At 64.7% G+C, this 15,237-nt stretch carries 16 protein-coding genes; 10 read left to right on the top strand and 6 right to left on the bottom strand.

Annotation, left to right across the window (positions count from 1 at the left end; all coding sequences use genetic code 11):
• Positions 1–4 precede the first annotated feature (4 nt).
• Positions 5–667 (top strand): ligase-associated DNA damage response endonuclease PdeM, encoded by a 663-nt coding sequence (gene pdeM / locus Q0C64_RS05060; RefSeq protein WP_294121260.1) that lies wholly within the window; start codon positions 5–7, stop codon positions 665–667.
• 161 nt (positions 668–828) lie between these two features.
• Here pdeM and pabB read toward each other — a convergent pair whose 3' ends face one another.
• A complete protein-coding gene (pabB, locus tag Q0C64_RS05055) occupies positions 829–2,574 on the bottom strand; it encodes an aminodeoxychorismate synthase component I (RefSeq protein WP_294121259.1) in 1,746 nt (581 codons plus the stop codon).
• A gap of 70 nt (positions 2,575–2,644) precedes the next feature.
• On the opposite strand from pabB, the gene Q0C64_RS05050 reads away from it, so the two are divergent.
• From Q0C64_RS05050 to Q0C64_RS05020, 7 genes are all read left to right on the top strand, one after another.
• The gene (locus Q0C64_RS05050) at positions 2,645–3,898 is read left to right on the top strand and encodes a dipeptidase (RefSeq protein WP_294121258.1); all 1,254 of its coding nucleotides are present in this window, start codon (positions 2,645–2,647) and stop codon (positions 3,896–3,898) included.
• Positions 3,895–4,554: an MBL fold metallo-hydrolase gene (locus Q0C64_RS05045; RefSeq protein ID WP_294121257.1), complete on the top strand. Its 660-nt coding sequence runs from the start codon at positions 3,895–3,897 to the stop codon at positions 4,552–4,554. Before Q0C64_RS05050 ends, Q0C64_RS05045 begins: the two co-directional genes overlap by 4 nt.
• Before the next feature lie 138 nt (positions 4,555–4,692).
• Positions 4,693–4,872 carry a 50S ribosomal protein L32 gene (gene rpmF / locus Q0C64_RS05040; RefSeq protein WP_294121256.1) on the top strand — a complete coding sequence of 60 codons (180 nt, stop codon included), beginning with the start codon at positions 4,693–4,695 and terminating at the stop codon, positions 4,870–4,872.
• Positions 4,873–4,903: 31 nt separating this feature from the next.
• Positions 4,904–5,953, top strand: a complete 1,050-nt coding sequence (plsX, locus tag Q0C64_RS05035; protein ID WP_294121254.1) for a phosphate acyltransferase PlsX — start codon at positions 4,904–4,906, stop codon at positions 5,951–5,953.
• A complete protein-coding gene (locus tag Q0C64_RS05030; RefSeq protein WP_294121253.1) occupies positions 5,950–6,909 on the top strand; it encodes a beta-ketoacyl-ACP synthase III in 960 nt (319 codons plus the stop codon). The genes plsX and Q0C64_RS05030 overlap by 4 nt, the downstream gene beginning before the upstream one ends.
• A gap of 104 nt (positions 6,910–7,013) precedes the next feature.
• Complete coding sequence (locus Q0C64_RS05025; protein WP_294121251.1) at positions 7,014–7,340, top strand: integration host factor subunit alpha; 327 nt, start codon at positions 7,014–7,016, stop codon at positions 7,338–7,340.
• An 8-nt stretch (positions 7,341–7,348) separates the two neighbouring features.
• Positions 7,349–7,753, top strand: coding sequence for a MerR family transcriptional regulator (locus tag Q0C64_RS05020; RefSeq protein ID WP_294121250.1), 405 nt, complete (start codon positions 7,349–7,351; stop codon positions 7,751–7,753).
• Here Q0C64_RS05020 and Q0C64_RS05015 read toward each other — a convergent pair.
• A complete protein-coding gene (locus Q0C64_RS05015) occupies positions 7,750–8,220 on the bottom strand; it encodes a histidine phosphatase family protein (RefSeq protein ID WP_294121248.1) in 471 nt (156 codons plus the stop codon). The two genes, Q0C64_RS05020 and Q0C64_RS05015, sit on opposite strands and share 4 nt — an antisense overlap.
• Complete coding sequence (locus Q0C64_RS05010; RefSeq protein ID WP_294121247.1) at positions 8,217–10,913, bottom strand: ATP-dependent DNA helicase; 2,697 nt, start codon at positions 10,911–10,913, stop codon at positions 8,217–8,219. Before Q0C64_RS05010 ends, Q0C64_RS05015 begins: the two co-directional genes overlap by 4 nt.
• Positions 10,914–11,090: 177 nt before the next feature.
• On the opposite strand from Q0C64_RS05010, the gene Q0C64_RS05005 reads away from it, so the two are divergent.
• Positions 11,091–12,692 carry a lysine--tRNA ligase gene (locus Q0C64_RS05005; protein WP_294121246.1) on the top strand — a complete coding sequence of 534 codons (1,602 nt, stop codon included), beginning with the start codon at positions 11,091–11,093 and terminating at the stop codon, positions 12,690–12,692.
• Positions 12,693–12,741: 49 nt separating this feature from the next.
• Here Q0C64_RS05005 and Q0C64_RS05000 read toward each other — a convergent pair whose 3' ends face one another.
• The 3 genes from Q0C64_RS05000 to Q0C64_RS04990 form a co-directional block, all read right to left on the bottom strand.
• Positions 12,742–13,161 (bottom strand): hypothetical protein, encoded by a 420-nt coding sequence (locus Q0C64_RS05000; protein ID WP_294121245.1) that lies wholly within the window; start codon positions 13,159–13,161, stop codon positions 12,742–12,744.
• Positions 13,162–13,209: 48 nt separating this feature from the next.
• A complete protein-coding gene (locus Q0C64_RS04995; protein ID WP_294121244.1) occupies positions 13,210–13,599 on the bottom strand; it encodes a hypothetical protein in 390 nt (129 codons plus the stop codon).
• A 244-nt stretch (positions 13,600–13,843) separates the two neighbouring features.
• Positions 13,844–14,743, bottom strand: a complete 900-nt coding sequence (locus tag Q0C64_RS04990; RefSeq protein WP_294121242.1) for an MBL fold metallo-hydrolase — start codon at positions 14,741–14,743, stop codon at positions 13,844–13,846.
• A gap of 198 nt (positions 14,744–14,941) precedes the next feature.
• On the opposite strand from Q0C64_RS04990, the gene Q0C64_RS04985 reads away from it, so the two are divergent.
• On the top strand, positions 14,942–15,237 hold a 296-nt coding region (locus Q0C64_RS04985), incomplete at its 3' end, for a PilZ domain-containing protein (RefSeq protein WP_294121240.1).

Here is a 15,237-nt window from a genome sequence, read left to right as displayed (position 1 = left end):
CGACATGGTCCCCCTTTCGTTCGCCGGCCATGATTTCTTCGCGACGCCCGAAGGCGCGCTTCACTGGCCGGTCGAGCAGGCGCTGCTGGTCGCCGACCTGCATCTCGAGAAGGCCAGTTGGTTTGCGGCGGGGGGCCAAATGTTGCCGCCCTACGACAGCCAGGCGACGCTAGAGGCGCTGAGCAAAGAGATCGAGCGGACCGGGGTCACGCGCCTCTATTGCCTCGGCGATTCTTTCCACGATCGCTTCGGCTGCGATCGCTTGCCAGAGACGGCGCGCGAGCTGCTTGCCTCGATGACGGCGCGGCTCGACTGGGTGTGGATCGTCGGCAACCATGACAGCGGCTTCGTCGACCATTGCGGCGGGCGGATCGAAGTGGAGTGCGAGGTCGGCGGGATTGTCCTCCGCCACGAGGCCGAGGAAAACGACCAAAGGCCCGAAATGTCGGGCCACTACCATCCCAAATATCGGCTTAGCCTCAAGGGCCGAAGCGTCTCGCGCCGTTGCTTCGTCGCCAGCGCGTCAAAGCTGATCCTCCCCGCCTTTGGCGCCTTCACCGGCGGCCTCGATGCCGGCCATCCCGAAATATTGAAAAAGGTCGGCCCGAGCGCCACAGCGCTGGTCCCGTCGAGCGACCGCCTTCTGCGTTTCCCGATCGCGGCTTAATGTTCCCCGGCGAAGGCCGGGGCCCAGGAGCGCGAAGCGCTTTCTCAATCGGCAGGCTCAACTAAACGCTGCTCTGCAGCGTCCTGGACCCCGGCCTTCGCCGGGGAACAGCATTGATGCAGCCTAGGCAAGCTTAGCCGGGATTCCCGCTTGCCGCTCGCTCAGGCGAGCTTCGCCGGAATCAGCCCCCGGACGATATTGCCGATGTAAAAGCCCTGGCTGAGGTCCTCGGGCGTCAAATCGCCTTCTTCGGCCCGGCCCTCCTCGATCAGCTTGGCCCGCAAAATCCCCGGCATGATCCCGCGGGTCAGCGGCGGAGTCAGGAGCTTGTCGCCGCGCTGGACGAAAATGTTGGTCCGGCTGCCTTCGGTCAGCTGGCCCTCGGGATCGGTGAAGATCGTCTCGTAAGCCCGCTCGCCCTGCCGCGCCTCGTCTAGGAAGCGGCGGTCGGTGGTCTTGTAGCGTAACCGGAAATCGCTCGGGTCGACCGGTAGCGGGCGCACCGCGACGGCCACGGGCACTTCGTCCGGATCCTCATAGCGCTTGACCTGGATCGCCATGGCGCCGGTCCGCGACAGCAGCAGCCGGACCATCGCCCGCTGCTTGCGCCCGAAGGTCGCCGCCTGAAGCTCGTTGCGCGCGGCATGGCGGTCAAACTTGAAATCGAGGTCCGCTGCCGAATTCCGCATCCGGTCGAGATGTCGCTCCAGCTCGATGATACCCTCACTGGGGTCGAACCCCATGGTCTCGATCAGATCAAATTCCTGGGCCTCACGCCGCACGAAATCCCCCTTGAGCAAACACTCGGCCCATTCATCGCTTGGGATGCTGTCGACGACAAGCCCCGAACCGAGCCCGAGCCGCGCTTTCGCCTCGCCATGGTGCCATTCGAGCGTCCGGATCAGCACATTGAATGAGGCGTCGCCGGGTTCGCCATGATGGTTTGGCTCGATCCAGCCCATCGAGCCGGTGTAGGCGCCGCGCGGTTCGGGCTCGAGCCGGGTCAAAGCCTCGATTGCGGCAATCTTCGGTGCTCCGGTCACCGATCCGCAGGGGAAGATGGTCCGGATCATATCGACGGCGTCGCATTCGATCCGAAGTTGGGCGGTGATCCGGCTGACCATCTGGTGGACGGTGGGATAGGTCTCGACCGAGAACAGCTCGGGCACCTCGACGCTGCCCGGCACCGACACCCGGGCGAGATCGTTGCGCATCAGATCGACGATCATCAGATTTTCGGCGCGCTGCTTTTCATCTGTGGACAGCGTCCCGGCCTCGGCGAGGTCGGCTTCCGGATTGGGCCGGCGCGGAGCGGTCCCCTTCATTGGCCGTGCTTCGATGATGCCGCAGCGGATCGTGAAGAATTGTTCCGGAGACAGCGAGACGATAGCGCCGCCATCATGGATCATCACGCCGCCCCAACCGGCCTTGGAGGAGCGCCGCAGGCGGGCGTAAAGCGCCACGGGATCCCCGGCGACCGCGACGTCGCAGCCAAAGGTCAGATTGGCCTGATAATATGCCCCGGCGAACAAATGATCGCGGACCCGGCCGACCCCCGCCTCATATTCGGCTTGTGAGATTCGCGGCCGGACCGGGCCGACATAGGCTCCGTCGGGTGACGGCAGGAGCTTGCCGATGTCCGGCGTTTCAAAATTTTCGAACAAACCAAAGCAAAGCAGGGGTCCGGGGCCTTGCCGCGCGCAACCTTCGAGCTTGGGATCAAACGCATAGCCCGCTTCATAGGCGAGATAGCCGGCTGCATGGCGCCTGGCGCGCAGTCCAGCCCTGATCCGCTCCAGCGCCCGTTCGATCTCATGTAAATGATGTGCAACGATGATCTCGACGGGCTGGCAATAGAGCCGTGGGGCCGCGCCCCCTTCCCGTGCATCGTCGAACAGCAGCCACATACAGTCGCCTTGCCCCCGCCACCTACGCTTCGTAAAGCCTCAAGCCTCCACGATCGAAGGGTTCGAATAGATGCGCTCAGCTTTGCTCCTTGCCGCGCTGCTTGTGACTACCGCCGCTCACGCACAACAACCAATCGACCCCAAGGTCCAGGCGCGGATCGACCGAATCCTCAAACAGACGCCGCTGATCGACGGCCACAACGACATCGCCGAGCAGTTGTCGGAAAGCCATGGCTACAGCGTCGCCAACCTCGCCAGCGGCACCGACAAATGGCCCGACCATCCGCTGATGACCGATATGGCCCGGCTCCACGCGGGCCGCGTCGGCGGGCAATTCTGGTCGGTCTATATCGACGGTACCTACACGGGCGACGAGGCAATCCGCCGCACGATCGAAGAGATCGACATCGTCGACCGGATGATCGCCACCTACCCCAATGACCTGGAACGCGCGCTGACGGCCGATGACGTCGTCCGCATCCACAAGCAGGGCAAGGTCGCATCGCTGGTCGGTATCGAGGGCGGGCGGCAGATCGGCGGCTCGCTGGCCGCGCTTCGCCAATTCTACCGCCTCGGTGCGCGCTACATGACGCTGACCCATAACCAGACCACCGAATGGGCCGACAGCGCGACCGACGATCCCAAATATGGCGGCCTCAGCCCGTTCGGCGTTCAGGTCGTCCACGAAATGAACCGGCTCGGCATGCTGGTCGACCTGAGCCACGTTTCGGCCGACACGATGAAAGACGCGATCGCCGAGAGTAAGGCACCGGTGATCTTTTCCCACTCGTCGGCGCGCGGGCTGGTCGGGCATTTGCGCAATGTCCCCGACGACGAGCTTCAGCTGCTTCCCGCCAATGGCGGCGTCGTCATGGTCAACTTCGTTCCCGACTTCATCTCCGATGCGGTATGGCATTGGGGCGCCGAGAAAAATGCCGAAGAGGCCAGGCTCAAGGCCTTTCACCGCAACAGTAAGGCCGAGGTCGAAGCCGGGCTAAAGGCCTGGGAAGCGGCGCATCCGCGGCCGGCGGCTACGGTCTCCACGGTTGCCGATCACGTCGAGCATGTCGCCAAAGTCGCGGGCTACGATCACGTCGGGATCGGCGGCGACATGGATGGAATTCCCTATACGCCAGAAGGCCTTACGGGTGTCCAGGACTATCCCAACTTGTTCGCCGAATTGATCCGCCGCGGATGGAGCGATGAGAATCTCGCCAAGCTGGCTGGCGGCAATGTGCTGCGCGCTCTCCGCCAGGCCGAGGCGGTGTCCGCCTCAATGAAGAATGAGCCGGCTTCACTGGCGGACATCCAGGCGCGCAAATGAACCAGCCGCTTCGTGCAGCCATCGTCCCGGTCACCCCGCTGCAGCAGAATTGCACTTTGCTGTGGTGCACCGAGACGATGCTTGGCGCCTTTGTCGATCCGGGTGGCGACCTGCCTCGTTTGAAGGCCGCCGCCGCCCAGCATGGTGTGACGATTGAAAAAATTCTGCTGACCCATGGTCATATCGACCATTGCGGCCAGGCCGGGATATTGGCGCAGGAACTGGGCGTTCCGATTGAAGGCCCGCACGAAGAGGATCTGTTCTGGATTGCCCGGCTGGAGGATGACGGCCAGCGCTACGGGATCAACGGCAAGCCGTTCCAGTCGGACCGCTATCTGGTCGACGGCGATACGGTCACGGTTGGCAAGCTCACCTTCGATGTCCGCCACTGCCCCGGCCACACGCCGGGGCATGTCGTCTTCCACCACCCCGAATCGAAGCTCGCCATTGTCGGCGACGTGCTGTTCCAGGGATCGATCGGCCGCACCGACTTTCCCCGCGGCAATCACCAGCAGCTGCTCGATTCGATCACCCAAAGGCTGTGGCCGATGGGCGACGATACACATTTCGTCCCCGGTCACGGCTCGATGTCGACATTCGGCCATGAGCGGGCGACCAACCCTTTCGTCGCGGACAAGGTGCTGCAACGCGCCTGAAGCGCTTGCGTCTCCGCCTGATTTCGCTATAGGGCGCCTTCGTCCGCGACGATCCAGCCGCCGCCGCCGGTTCAACCGATGAGCAGAGCGAGGATAGTCGCATATTTTTTTGGTTAGCTGATTTAAGGAAGAGCCGAGATGGCCGTCCCTAAGAGAAAAACATCGCCCTCGAAGCGCAACATGCGCCGCAGCCATCATGCGCTGAGCCCGGCCAGCTTCCAGGAATGCCCGAACTGTGGCGAGCTGAAGCTCCCGCACAACATGTGCTCGGCCTGCGGCCACTATAACGGCCGCGAGATCGTTTCGACCGAGGCCTAAGCGACATTAGCGGCACGAGGGCACCCCACGCATGGCCGTGAGCCCGCGCATCGCGATTGACGCCATGGGTGGTGACATGGGCCCGGCGGTGATGATCGCCGGCATGGCCCGCGCACGCCGCAAGGATCGCAGCCTCCATTTCGAAGTCTACGGTGATGAAGGCGTGATTGGCCCGGAGATGGCCAAGCACCAGCCATTGGCCGACGCTGTTGCCATTCATCACACGACCGACGCCATCCATGCCTCGGAAAAGCCGAGCCAGGCAATTCGCCGTGCCAAGACGACGTCGATGGGGCTCGCCATCAACGCGGTGAAGGAAGGGCACGCCGACGCGGCCCTTTCCGGCGGCAATACCGGCGCGCTGATGGCCATGTCGAAGCTTGCCCTGCGGACCATGCCGGGCATCGACCGGCCAGCGCTCGCGGCGCTGTTGCCGACGCTCGGCGCGACCGACTGCGTCATGCTCGACCTCGGCGCCAACACCGAATGCGACGCGCAGAACCTGGTCCAGTTCGCGGTGATGGGATCGGCCTATTCGCGAACGGTGCTCGGCATCGCCAAGCCGCGGGTCAAGCTGCTCAACATCGGCACCGAGGAGCTCAAGGGAACCGACGAGCTGAAAGAGGCGGCCGCTCTGCTCCGGGACGCCGACTATCTTCCGCTAAAATTCGAAGGCTTCACCGAGGGCGACCGCTTGAGTCGAGGCGACCTGGATGTCGTCGTAACCGACGGATTTTCGGGCAATATCGCGCTGAAAACTGCCGAGGGCACGGCTCGCTTCGTCACCGACCTGTTGCGCAGGGCGTTCACTTCGTCGCTGCGATCGAAGGCCGGATTTGCCCTTTCCAAGCCTGCTCTCAACTTGCTCAAGGTTCATCTCGATCCCAATAATCATAACGGCGCGGTGTTTTTGGGGTTGAACGGACTGGTGGTGAAGAGCCATGGGGGCGCCAACTACAAGGGCGTCGCCAATGCGATCGGGGTCGCAGCGTCGATGGTCCGCAACGACATCACCCGGAAGATCGGTGACGATCTCGACAATTTCCGGGCCCATGCTTTCAATGGTGAGGCCGCCGAATGACCCTTCGTTCTGTCGTCAAAGGCACTGGATCGGCATTGCCGAAACGCCGCGTCGACAATGCCGAGCTGGCAGAACAAGTCGACACGTCGGACGAATGGATCGTCGAACGCACCGGTATTCGCAGCCGCTATATCGCCGCCGACGGTGAAACCACCGCGACGCTGGCGGTCGAGGCTTGCCAGAAGGCACTTGGAGCGGCCGGGATCGAGCCCAACGAAATCGGCCTCATCGTCCTGGCGACCGCAACTCCGGACCAGACCTTCCCGTCGTCGGCGACCAAGGTGCAGGCGCTGCTCGGGATCGACGACTGCATCGCGTTCGACGTCCACGCCGTCTGCACGGGCTTCCTCTACGCGCTGAGCGTGGCCGACTCGATGCTTCGCGGCGGCAATGCCAAGCGCGCGCTGGTGATCGGCTCGGAAACCTTCAGTCGGATCCTCGACTGGGAGGATCGCGGCACCTGCGTGCTGTTCGGTGACGGCGCCGGCGCGATTGTGCTTGAAGCAGAAGAGGGCGATGCCGGCGTCCTGTCGACCAGGCTCCATGCCGACGGCCGACACAATGGCCTGCTCTATGTTGACGGCGGCCCCTCGACCACCGGCACCGTCGGCAAGCTACGGATGAAGGGCCGGGAAGTATTCCGCCACGCAGTGGTCAATCTGGCTGACGTGCTCGGAGAGGTTCTGGCCGACGCCGGCTTCACGGCCTCCGACATCGACTGGGTGGTGCCGCATCAGGCCAATGCCCGAATTCTCGATGCAACCGCCAAGAAGCTGGGTCTCGCGCCGGAAAAAGTCATCGTCACGGTCGACCGTCATGCGAATACGTCGGCGGCTTCTGTCCCATTGGCGCTCGACGTTGCGGTACGCGACGGCCGCATCAAGCGCGGTGACCTGTTGGTGCTCGAAGCGATGGGCGGTGGCTTTACCTGGGGCGCGGCCGCGCTCCGCTATTGAAAGCCAAGGAAAATCTGCCAAAGTCGAATTGCGGGTCGCAAGGCTTTGCGATAGCGTAACGATCAATCGAAAACCGACGCTTTATTGAGGGGGCGGAAATCATCATGGCAGACGCGGGTATTGCCCGTTCGACCGACGGTTTGCATGCGGGCACGCTGACCCGCGCCGACCTGTCCGATATCGTCCACAACCGCTTGGGCGTTTCGCGCGCTGAAAGCGCCGGGATCGTCGAGCGGATCCTTCATCATATGTGCCACTCGCTCAGCGTTGGCCAGAATGTGAAGGTATCCGGATTCGGCACCTTCATCCTGCGCGACAAGGGCCAACGCATCGGCCGCAATCCCAAGACCGGGATCGAGGTGCCCATTGCGCCGCGCCGCGTGATGACCTTCCGCGCCAGCCAGATCATGCGCGACCGGATCGCCAAGTAGCATCTGGGATGGCGACCGGCGAAAAGGCCCCGGACGCTTTCAGGACCATCGGCGAGCTTTCCGCCGAGCTTGGCGTTGCCCAGCACATCTTGCGCTATTGGGAGACGAAATTCCCGCAGCTGAAACCGCTGCAGCGCGCCGGTAATCGCCGCTATTACCGTCCGGACGATGTGGCGTTGGCCAGGCGGATCAACCGGTTGCTCAACGACGAAGGCTATACCGTCAAGGGCGTGCAGAAGCTGCTGCGATCGAAGGGCGAGGCGGCGGACGAGCCGCTGATTCTGCAGCCGGTCAATGTCGTTCCGCAGCCGGCCTACGGACTCGATACCCCGATTCCCGAGGAGCAGGGCGGGATCGATGTCGAGCGGTTGAAGGCGCTTCGGCACCGGCTGGCCGCGGCACTCGACGCCTAGAGAAACTCCTTCGGTCTCAGGAACCTGACCAGCTGGCCGGCGCTGCTTCCGGCGTCTCCCCATTGATCGATCGGCAGGGCGATTTCGATCAGCGAACCGGTCGGCATTTCGACGGAAACACCCAGCAGCCGCGACGCCAGCCGCTCGAAGCCTGGATTATGGCCGACCATGGCGAGGCGCTCAGCCTCATCCGAAGTCTGCTGGACAATTGCCAGCAGATCACCGGTCGACGCATCGTAAATGCGTTGGTCGTATCGCGGCGACAGGCGGGCCAGTTCGGCGGTTTCCGCCGCCCGCGCCCCCGGACTGGAGAGGACGAGGTCGAAGGCCAGGCCAAGCTTGTTGATCTCATCGCCCATCCGCTTGGCGTCTTCCCGACCTCGGTCCATCAGCCGCCGGTCGAAATCGCGGCCGCTGTCCGAATCGCGTTCGGTCTTGGCATGGCGCAGCAGGGTCAGGCTCTTCATGCATCAATCTCCACCGGCTCAACGCGGGTGGTTCCGAATAGCTTCGCTCGGACCCGTTCCAGCGCCACATCGAGCGGAACGCGCGATACAGCGACTTCCGGCGGAAAGGCGGTCAGCAGCCGCGATGGCAGCGCGCTCGACAGGATGACAAACAGGCCGCGGTCACCTTGCCGCCGGATCAATCGGCCGAACCCCTGGGCGAGCCGGGCCCGCACTACCCGGTCATCATAGACGCTGCCGCCATTGGCCAGCTTGCGCGCCGCATGTAGCACCGTCGGCCGCGGCCAGGGCACCCTCTCCATCACCACCAGCCGCAGCGACTCTCCGGGGACGTCGACCCCGTCGCGCAGCGCATCAGTGCCGAGCAGCGAGGCATGGGGATCGTCGCGGAAAATGTCGACCAGCGTACCGGTGTCGATCGGGTCGACATGCTGGGCGAGCAGCGGCAGTCCGGCCCGTGCCAGCCGGTCGGCAATTCGCGCATGGACTCCGCGCAGCCGCTGGATCGCGGAGAACAGGCCGAGCGTGCCGCCCTCGGCCGCCTCGATCAGCCGGGCATAGGCACCGGCCAGCGCGCCAATGTCGTTGCGGCCGATATCGGTGACGATCAGCACCTCGGCCTGCTGGCCATAATCGAACGGGCTGGCCGCTTCGAAATGACCGACTGGATGACCCAAATGCAGCGCGCCGGTCCGCGCCTCGGCGCTCGGCCAGCCGTCGCTGCCGCGGAGGGTCGCCGAGGTGACCAGCACGCCATGGGCCGGCTCCAGCACCGCCCGGGCGAGGGGGCGTGTAGGATCGAGCCAGTGGCGGTGAAATCCTACATCATATTCGCGGCCCTCGACCCGATCGATCGCCAGCCAGTCGACGAAATCGGGATCGGCGACGCCGCCAACGCGGCCGAGCAGCGCGATCCATGCGGCGAGCGTCTCGCGGCGCCAGGCGAGGCCGGTGATGGCGCCCTCGACCCGGGCACGGGCCTGGCTGTCGAGCCAGTCGGGCGCGTCTTCGAGCACCGCTTCGAGGCGGCGGGTGAGCGCGGCGAGCGGCTTGGCGAGGGCTTCAAGCGCCTCCATCGCGGCCGACGCGGCGGTGACCAGATTGCCGTCGGGTTCGGCCAATTCGGTTTCGAGGCCGTAGCCCGCCTCCCGCGCCTTGGCCCGGGCGTAAACGGTGCCGCGAACCTCGGAGAGCAAGGTCTCGATGGGGCCGAAGGGATCGCCCTCGGCTAGCCGGGCCAGCCAGCCGTCCGACGGCAACGCCAGCGCGGCTTCCACTGCGTTATCAAGGGCTTGCGCCCCAGCCACGTCGTATGAGCAGACGTCGAGCAGTCGCGCGGCGAGGCCGCGGCGGCGGCCGCGCGACTTGCCCTCAGGCCCGACGATCCAACGCCGCATCTCGATCGCTTCCTGGCCGGTCAGCGCGGCGGAGAAGGTCGAATCCGCCGCATCAAACAGATGATGGCCCTCGTCGAAGATGATCCGGCTCGGCGCGTCCGGCCGCCCGCGCGCGGCGTTGACCATCACCAGCGCATGATTGGCGATCACAAGGTCGGCTTCGCGCCCGGCGCGCTCGGCCCGCTCGATGAAGCATTTCCGATAGTGCGGGCAGCCGGCGTAGACGCATTCGCCGCGGCGGTCGGTCAGCGCGGCCGCGCCGGCGCGGCGGAACAGGCTCGGCAGCCAGCCGGGGAGGTCGCCGCCGACCATGTCGCCATCTTTCGAATAGGCCGCCCAGCGCCCGACCAGCTGCGCCAAAATCGCCGCCCTACCGGCGAAGGCGCCCTGCATCGCGTCCTCGAGGTTGAGCAGGCAGAGGTAATTCTCGCGGCCCTTGCGGATCACGATCCGGCGGTTTCGCTCGGCGGGATCGGGGAACAGCTTCTTCCCCTCGGCGTCGAGCTGCCGCTGCAGCGCCTTGGTGAAGGTCGAGACCCAGACGGTTCCCTGCGCCCGGTCGGCCCAGAGCGAGGCCGGCGCCAGATAGGCGAGCGTCTTGCCGATGCCCGTCCCCGCCTCGGCCAACAGCATGTTGGGCTCGCCCTCGACGCATCGCGGAGCGAAGATCGCGGCGGATTCCGCGGCCATCGCCGTCTGGCCCTCGCGCGGCTCCGAACCCTTGCCGGTCAGCTCGGCGAGCTTGGCTTCGGCATCGGCCGGCGGGATGGAAAGGCTCTTGGGCTGCGGCCGCTCGCCGGCCTCCTCCCATTGCGGCAGGCGCGAAAAGAGCATCCGCTCGCCGCGCTCCGGCCTGGCGAGGTTGCGGCCAACCTGCGGCGCCCACGCCCAGCCGATGCGGGTCAGCGAGGCATTGGCGGTCCAGGCCCCTTCCCGCTCGGGCCAATCATCGCCGGCCAGCCGGTCGAGCAATGCCTGGGCGATCGCGACCAGCGTCGCCGCCGCCTCATTGTCGCTCGCCGGCGGCTCGACCCCGCAGGCCCGCGCCAAACCCGACACGGTCGGCACCGCGAAGCGGGCGGGATGGACGAAGGCGAACAGTTCCAGCAGGTCGAGGCCGGACACATCGGCATAGCCGAGGCGTTGGCCGACCAGCGGCGCGTTCAAGATGATGTGCGGAGTCTCGGCCAGCCGGGCGATCGCTTCCCCCCGCGACGCTTCGCGCACCTCGCCGCCGGCGGCAACCCAGATGCCGGCATGGGTTGCATGGAGAGCAGGAAGTGCGAGCGATTTCACGCGGTCGAAATGCGTCAGCTGGAACAGAATGGCAACCGTGCCCCGGCGAAGGCCGGGGTCCAGGAAGTTTCGCAGAAGCTTGTCCCCGCAACCCGAGCTCGCGCTCGGGCCTGGGCCCCGGCCTTCGCCGGGGAACAATACTTGCCTTCATGGCTCCAAAGGGCGACAGCGCTCGCCATGACCGTCCCCGCCGCCATTCGCGAAGCTGCCCTCACGTCCAAGGCCTGGCCCTATGAGGAAGCGCGCAAGCTGTTGAAGCGCTGGCCCGAGGGCAAGCCGCCAAAGGCCGGCGTACCCGAGCCGATGGTGTTCGAGACCGGCTATGGCCCGTCGGGCCTGCCGCATATCGGCACCTTCAACGAAGTGCTGCGCACTACCATGGTCCGCCACGCCTATGAGGAGCTGAGCGGCGGCGCTCCTACGCGGCTGATTGCGTTCAGCGACGACATGGATGGCCTGAGGAAAGTCCCCGACAATGTTCCGCAGCAGGAAATGCTGGCGAATTATCTCGGCATGCCGCTGACCAAGGTGCCCGACCCGTTCGGCGAGTACGACAGCTTCGCCGCCCACAATAATGCGATGCTGCGGCGCTTCCTCGACCGCTTCGGCTTCGATTATGAGTTTGCTTCCTCGACCGAATATTATGCTTCGGGCCGGTTCGACGAGACCATCAGGCAGGTCCTCGGCAAGTGGGACGAGGTGATGGGCGTTATGCTGCCAACGCTGCGCGAGGAGCGGCGCCAGACCTATTCGCCGGTGTTGCCGATTTCGCCGGCCAGCGGCAAGGTGCTGCAGGTGCCGGTCCGCGTGGTCGATGCCGACGCCGGGACGATCGCCTTCACCGACGAGGACGGCAGCGCGGTCGAGCAATCGGCGCTGTCGGGCCGGTCGAAGCTGCAGTGGAAGGTCGACTGGGCGCTGCGCTGGGTCGCGCTGGGCGTCGACTATGAAATGGCCGGCAAGGATTTGATCGACAGCGTCATCCAGTCCGGCAAGATCACCCGGGTGCTCGGCGGCCGCCCGCCCGAGGGCTTCAACTACGAGATGTTCCTCGACGAAAAGGGCGAGAAAATCTCCAAGTCCAAGGGCAATGGCCTCAGCCTCGAGGAATGGCTGACCTATGGCAATGAGGAGAGCCTGTCCTTCTTCGCCTATCGCGAGCCGCGCAAGGCCAAGTCGCTGCACATCGGCGTGATCCCGCGCGCGGTCGACGAATATTACCAGTTCCGCGGCAATTATCCGGCCCAGCCGATCGAGCAGCAGCTCGGCAACCCGGTCCACCATATCCATGGCGGCAAGGTGCCGACCGGGGTGCTGCCGCTGACCTATGGGCTGCTATTGAACCTCGCCTCATTGCCGGGCGTCGCCGACAAGGAAACGGCGTGGCGGTTCGTCCAGCGCTATGCGCCCGGCACCTCGCCCGAGAGCGATCCCGAGCTCGACAAGCTGATCGGGCTGGCGGTCAATTATGCCCGCGATTTCGTCGCGCCGACGCTCAAGCGCCGGGCACCGCAGGGGCAGGAGGTCGACGCGCTGAAGGACCTCGACGCCGAGCTGGCCAAGCTGCCGCCCGATACGCCGGGCGACGAAATCCAGAATGTCGTGTTCGAGGTCGGCAAGCGTTATCCGTTCGAGAGCCTGCGCCACTGGTTCCAGGCGCTCTACGAGACGCTGCTGGGTTCGCCACAGGGCCCGCGCATGGGCAGCTTCATTGCGCTCTACGGGATCGACAACAGCCGGCGTTTGATTGCGGAGGCGCTGGAGCAGGTCGAGGCTTGAGACTGGTTACGGCCTATTCGTCATGACCGATTTCGACCCATTGCGGACATTAGCCGTTTGGCTGCGCTCGGCGCTCTTCGGCTCTATAAATGGTTGCTCGCTGTTGGATGAAGCTCGCGATTGTCAGCAGGTCCGGCATACCATCCTCGCGAACCTCGACCGACAAATCTACCACCTCGCCAGACCGCAGCCGTATTGAGAGGGGTCCTGATACGCCGCTGACACGTCCTGCCTTCGCACGCCTGACCATTTCGTGATTGTAGTAACCGGCGTCCTCTATCTCGACGAACGGCACAAATCGGGCGTCAGCGCTGGGGTTCAGCAGCAAGCCGTCGCGGCAAATGGCAAAGGGCGTCTCACCCGAATGCGTGTGGTAGGTCGCTAGAACCTCATGCTGACTGGTTAGTCCGCCAGCCTTCAGGCCGGTGGGGTGGCGAAGAAGCCGCGCTAAAACCGGGTCATCGTTCATGTTGAGAAGGTAGAGCCAGTAATGGCAGCTTTCCACCCATTGCGGACATTAGGCTGCCCAGACAAAGCGAACGAAGGCCATCGCAAAAGCGAAGATAAAGGCGTACCCGAACTGGTCGAGGCGAACGAGGTCTTGACCCTTGCGAACCCTGAGCCTGCCAATCAGCATCATAAGAAACCCGAGTGCGACGGGCGTTGCGACCAGATTCATCACGCGAAATACCGGTACTTCGATAATTGAATCCGGCAAGATCCAGAGGCTGAGGCCGCCGGCCATCAGGCCCCAGAGAATATAGCCGATGGTTGCAAACGCCGGGTTCGCTCTACGGCGAAGACTATTTTCGAGACTATGAAATCCCAGTTCCGCAACGATTTGAAAGACGATCTGAAGGAGCAGTTCGCCCAGGAACTGAAAGATGACCTCGAAGATAATTTCCATAAGCTTTCACCCGCAAGCATTTCGATACTTTCCGGCAGCGGCAGCCAATCCCGCGTAACCGATTCATTGCGGACCGTAACCGGAAGATGCATCCTAAAGCGTCGACCAAGTTCATAGCGTCCGCTTTCCACCCTTTGTGGACATGGCGCGAACCAACTCAGCCTCAGCGGGTATGAGCTACCTCGCTATTTCAATGTTCGGATTCGTCGGGCTTTCAGCGTCTTTGCTCTGACGCAATTCCCGCTCATCCATTTTCGCACCGGCCGCCGCCGGCGATGTCGGTCCATTCTCCCGTACCGAGGATGGTTAGCGGGATCACACCCTGCGCCGCTTTCTTGAGCCGATCGAGCGGATGGTCGATCTCGTTGTAGCCCGGCGGGTCGGGCTGGCCGTAGTGGATCGGGATGAGCCGGCGCGCGCCGAGGCGATGCGCGGCGATCACCGCCTGTTCGGGGGTCAGCACCGCCGGGATGCCGTCGTCGACCACGCGCCCGGCGTTGATCCGCGCGCCGTTGATCGGCAGAAAGGCCGCGTCGAACGGGCCGTAGGCGCGGCCGTAATCGACCCAACGGCCGTGCCACTGCGTGTCGCCGCCGTGAAAGATGCGCGCGCCGCCGCCGTCGATCACCCATGAGGACTGCGGCGCGCCGAACCCGTCTACCGCAGGGACCGCGAACGCGACGAGGTCGCCTCCCCAGACTGGAAAGAAGACCGGCTCCCACATCGCGACCCCCTGGACACGCAGCCCGCGCGTGTCGATCCACGGCACCGTCTCGGCCTGCGTCACCAGCCGCCCGCTTTCGCCGAGGATGGTCCTGAGCGCGGCGTTGCTGAAATGATCGTTGTCGCGGTGGGTGACCAGCGCCGCGGGCTTCTTGGTCGTCGCGAGCAGATCGGCAGGATCGCCCGCCTGCGCATCGACCGGCAACGCATCGACGAACAACGCAGTATCACCGAGCTCGACCTCGATTCCGGCCCAGGTCAGCCGCCGCACGCGCATGCGCGCGTTCGGTGGCGTTGGTCGTGTGCCCGACGCGCTCTGGGCCTTGGCACTTCCCACGACGAGCGGCGCCGCCAGAGGCGCCAGTGCGGCTGCGCGGATCAGCGCGCGGCGGTCGAGGGCGTTGGTCGGCGTCTGGTTCATGCTGCGATCTCCGATCTAAGATTGCTCGTTGACCCGCTACTCCTCTGCCGCGGGCATTGCACGAGGGTCTGTCCTGAGCTCTGCGAATGTCACGATTTGTGCCGATCCCGCCAAACTTCACCTTCCACCCAATTCGGAGCTTGCCGTTTACTTTCTGGCAGCACCCGCGTGCTAGGCCATGCGTAGCGGGGAGATTAAATGGCCAGCCCAGTACCGTCCCCACAAGAGCAAGATGCCTATGCCGACCGCCGCGTTTATCCGCGGGTCGCGGTGGCGTTGCCGGCATTTCTCCAGGCCGGACGCGAGCGCCACCATGTCCAGATGCTCGACCTTTCCGCCGGCGGCGCCAGGCTGCATTGCGCCGCGCGCCTGCCCACCGGAACCGCCGTCGAGCTGGATTGCGGAACGTTCGGCCGGACGGGGGTCGTCCGCTGGCAGAATGAGGAAGCGCTGGGCCTGTCATTCGACAGTGAACTCAACGCGCGCGAGCTTTC

The organism is Sphingomonas sp. (assembly GCF_023266535.1).
Classification (GTDB): domain Bacteria; phylum Pseudomonadota; class Alphaproteobacteria; order Sphingomonadales; family Sphingomonadaceae; genus Sphingomicrobium.
The sequence above is the reverse complement of the archived record's forward strand: the minus strand, read 5'-3'. Positions and strand labels throughout refer to the sequence as shown.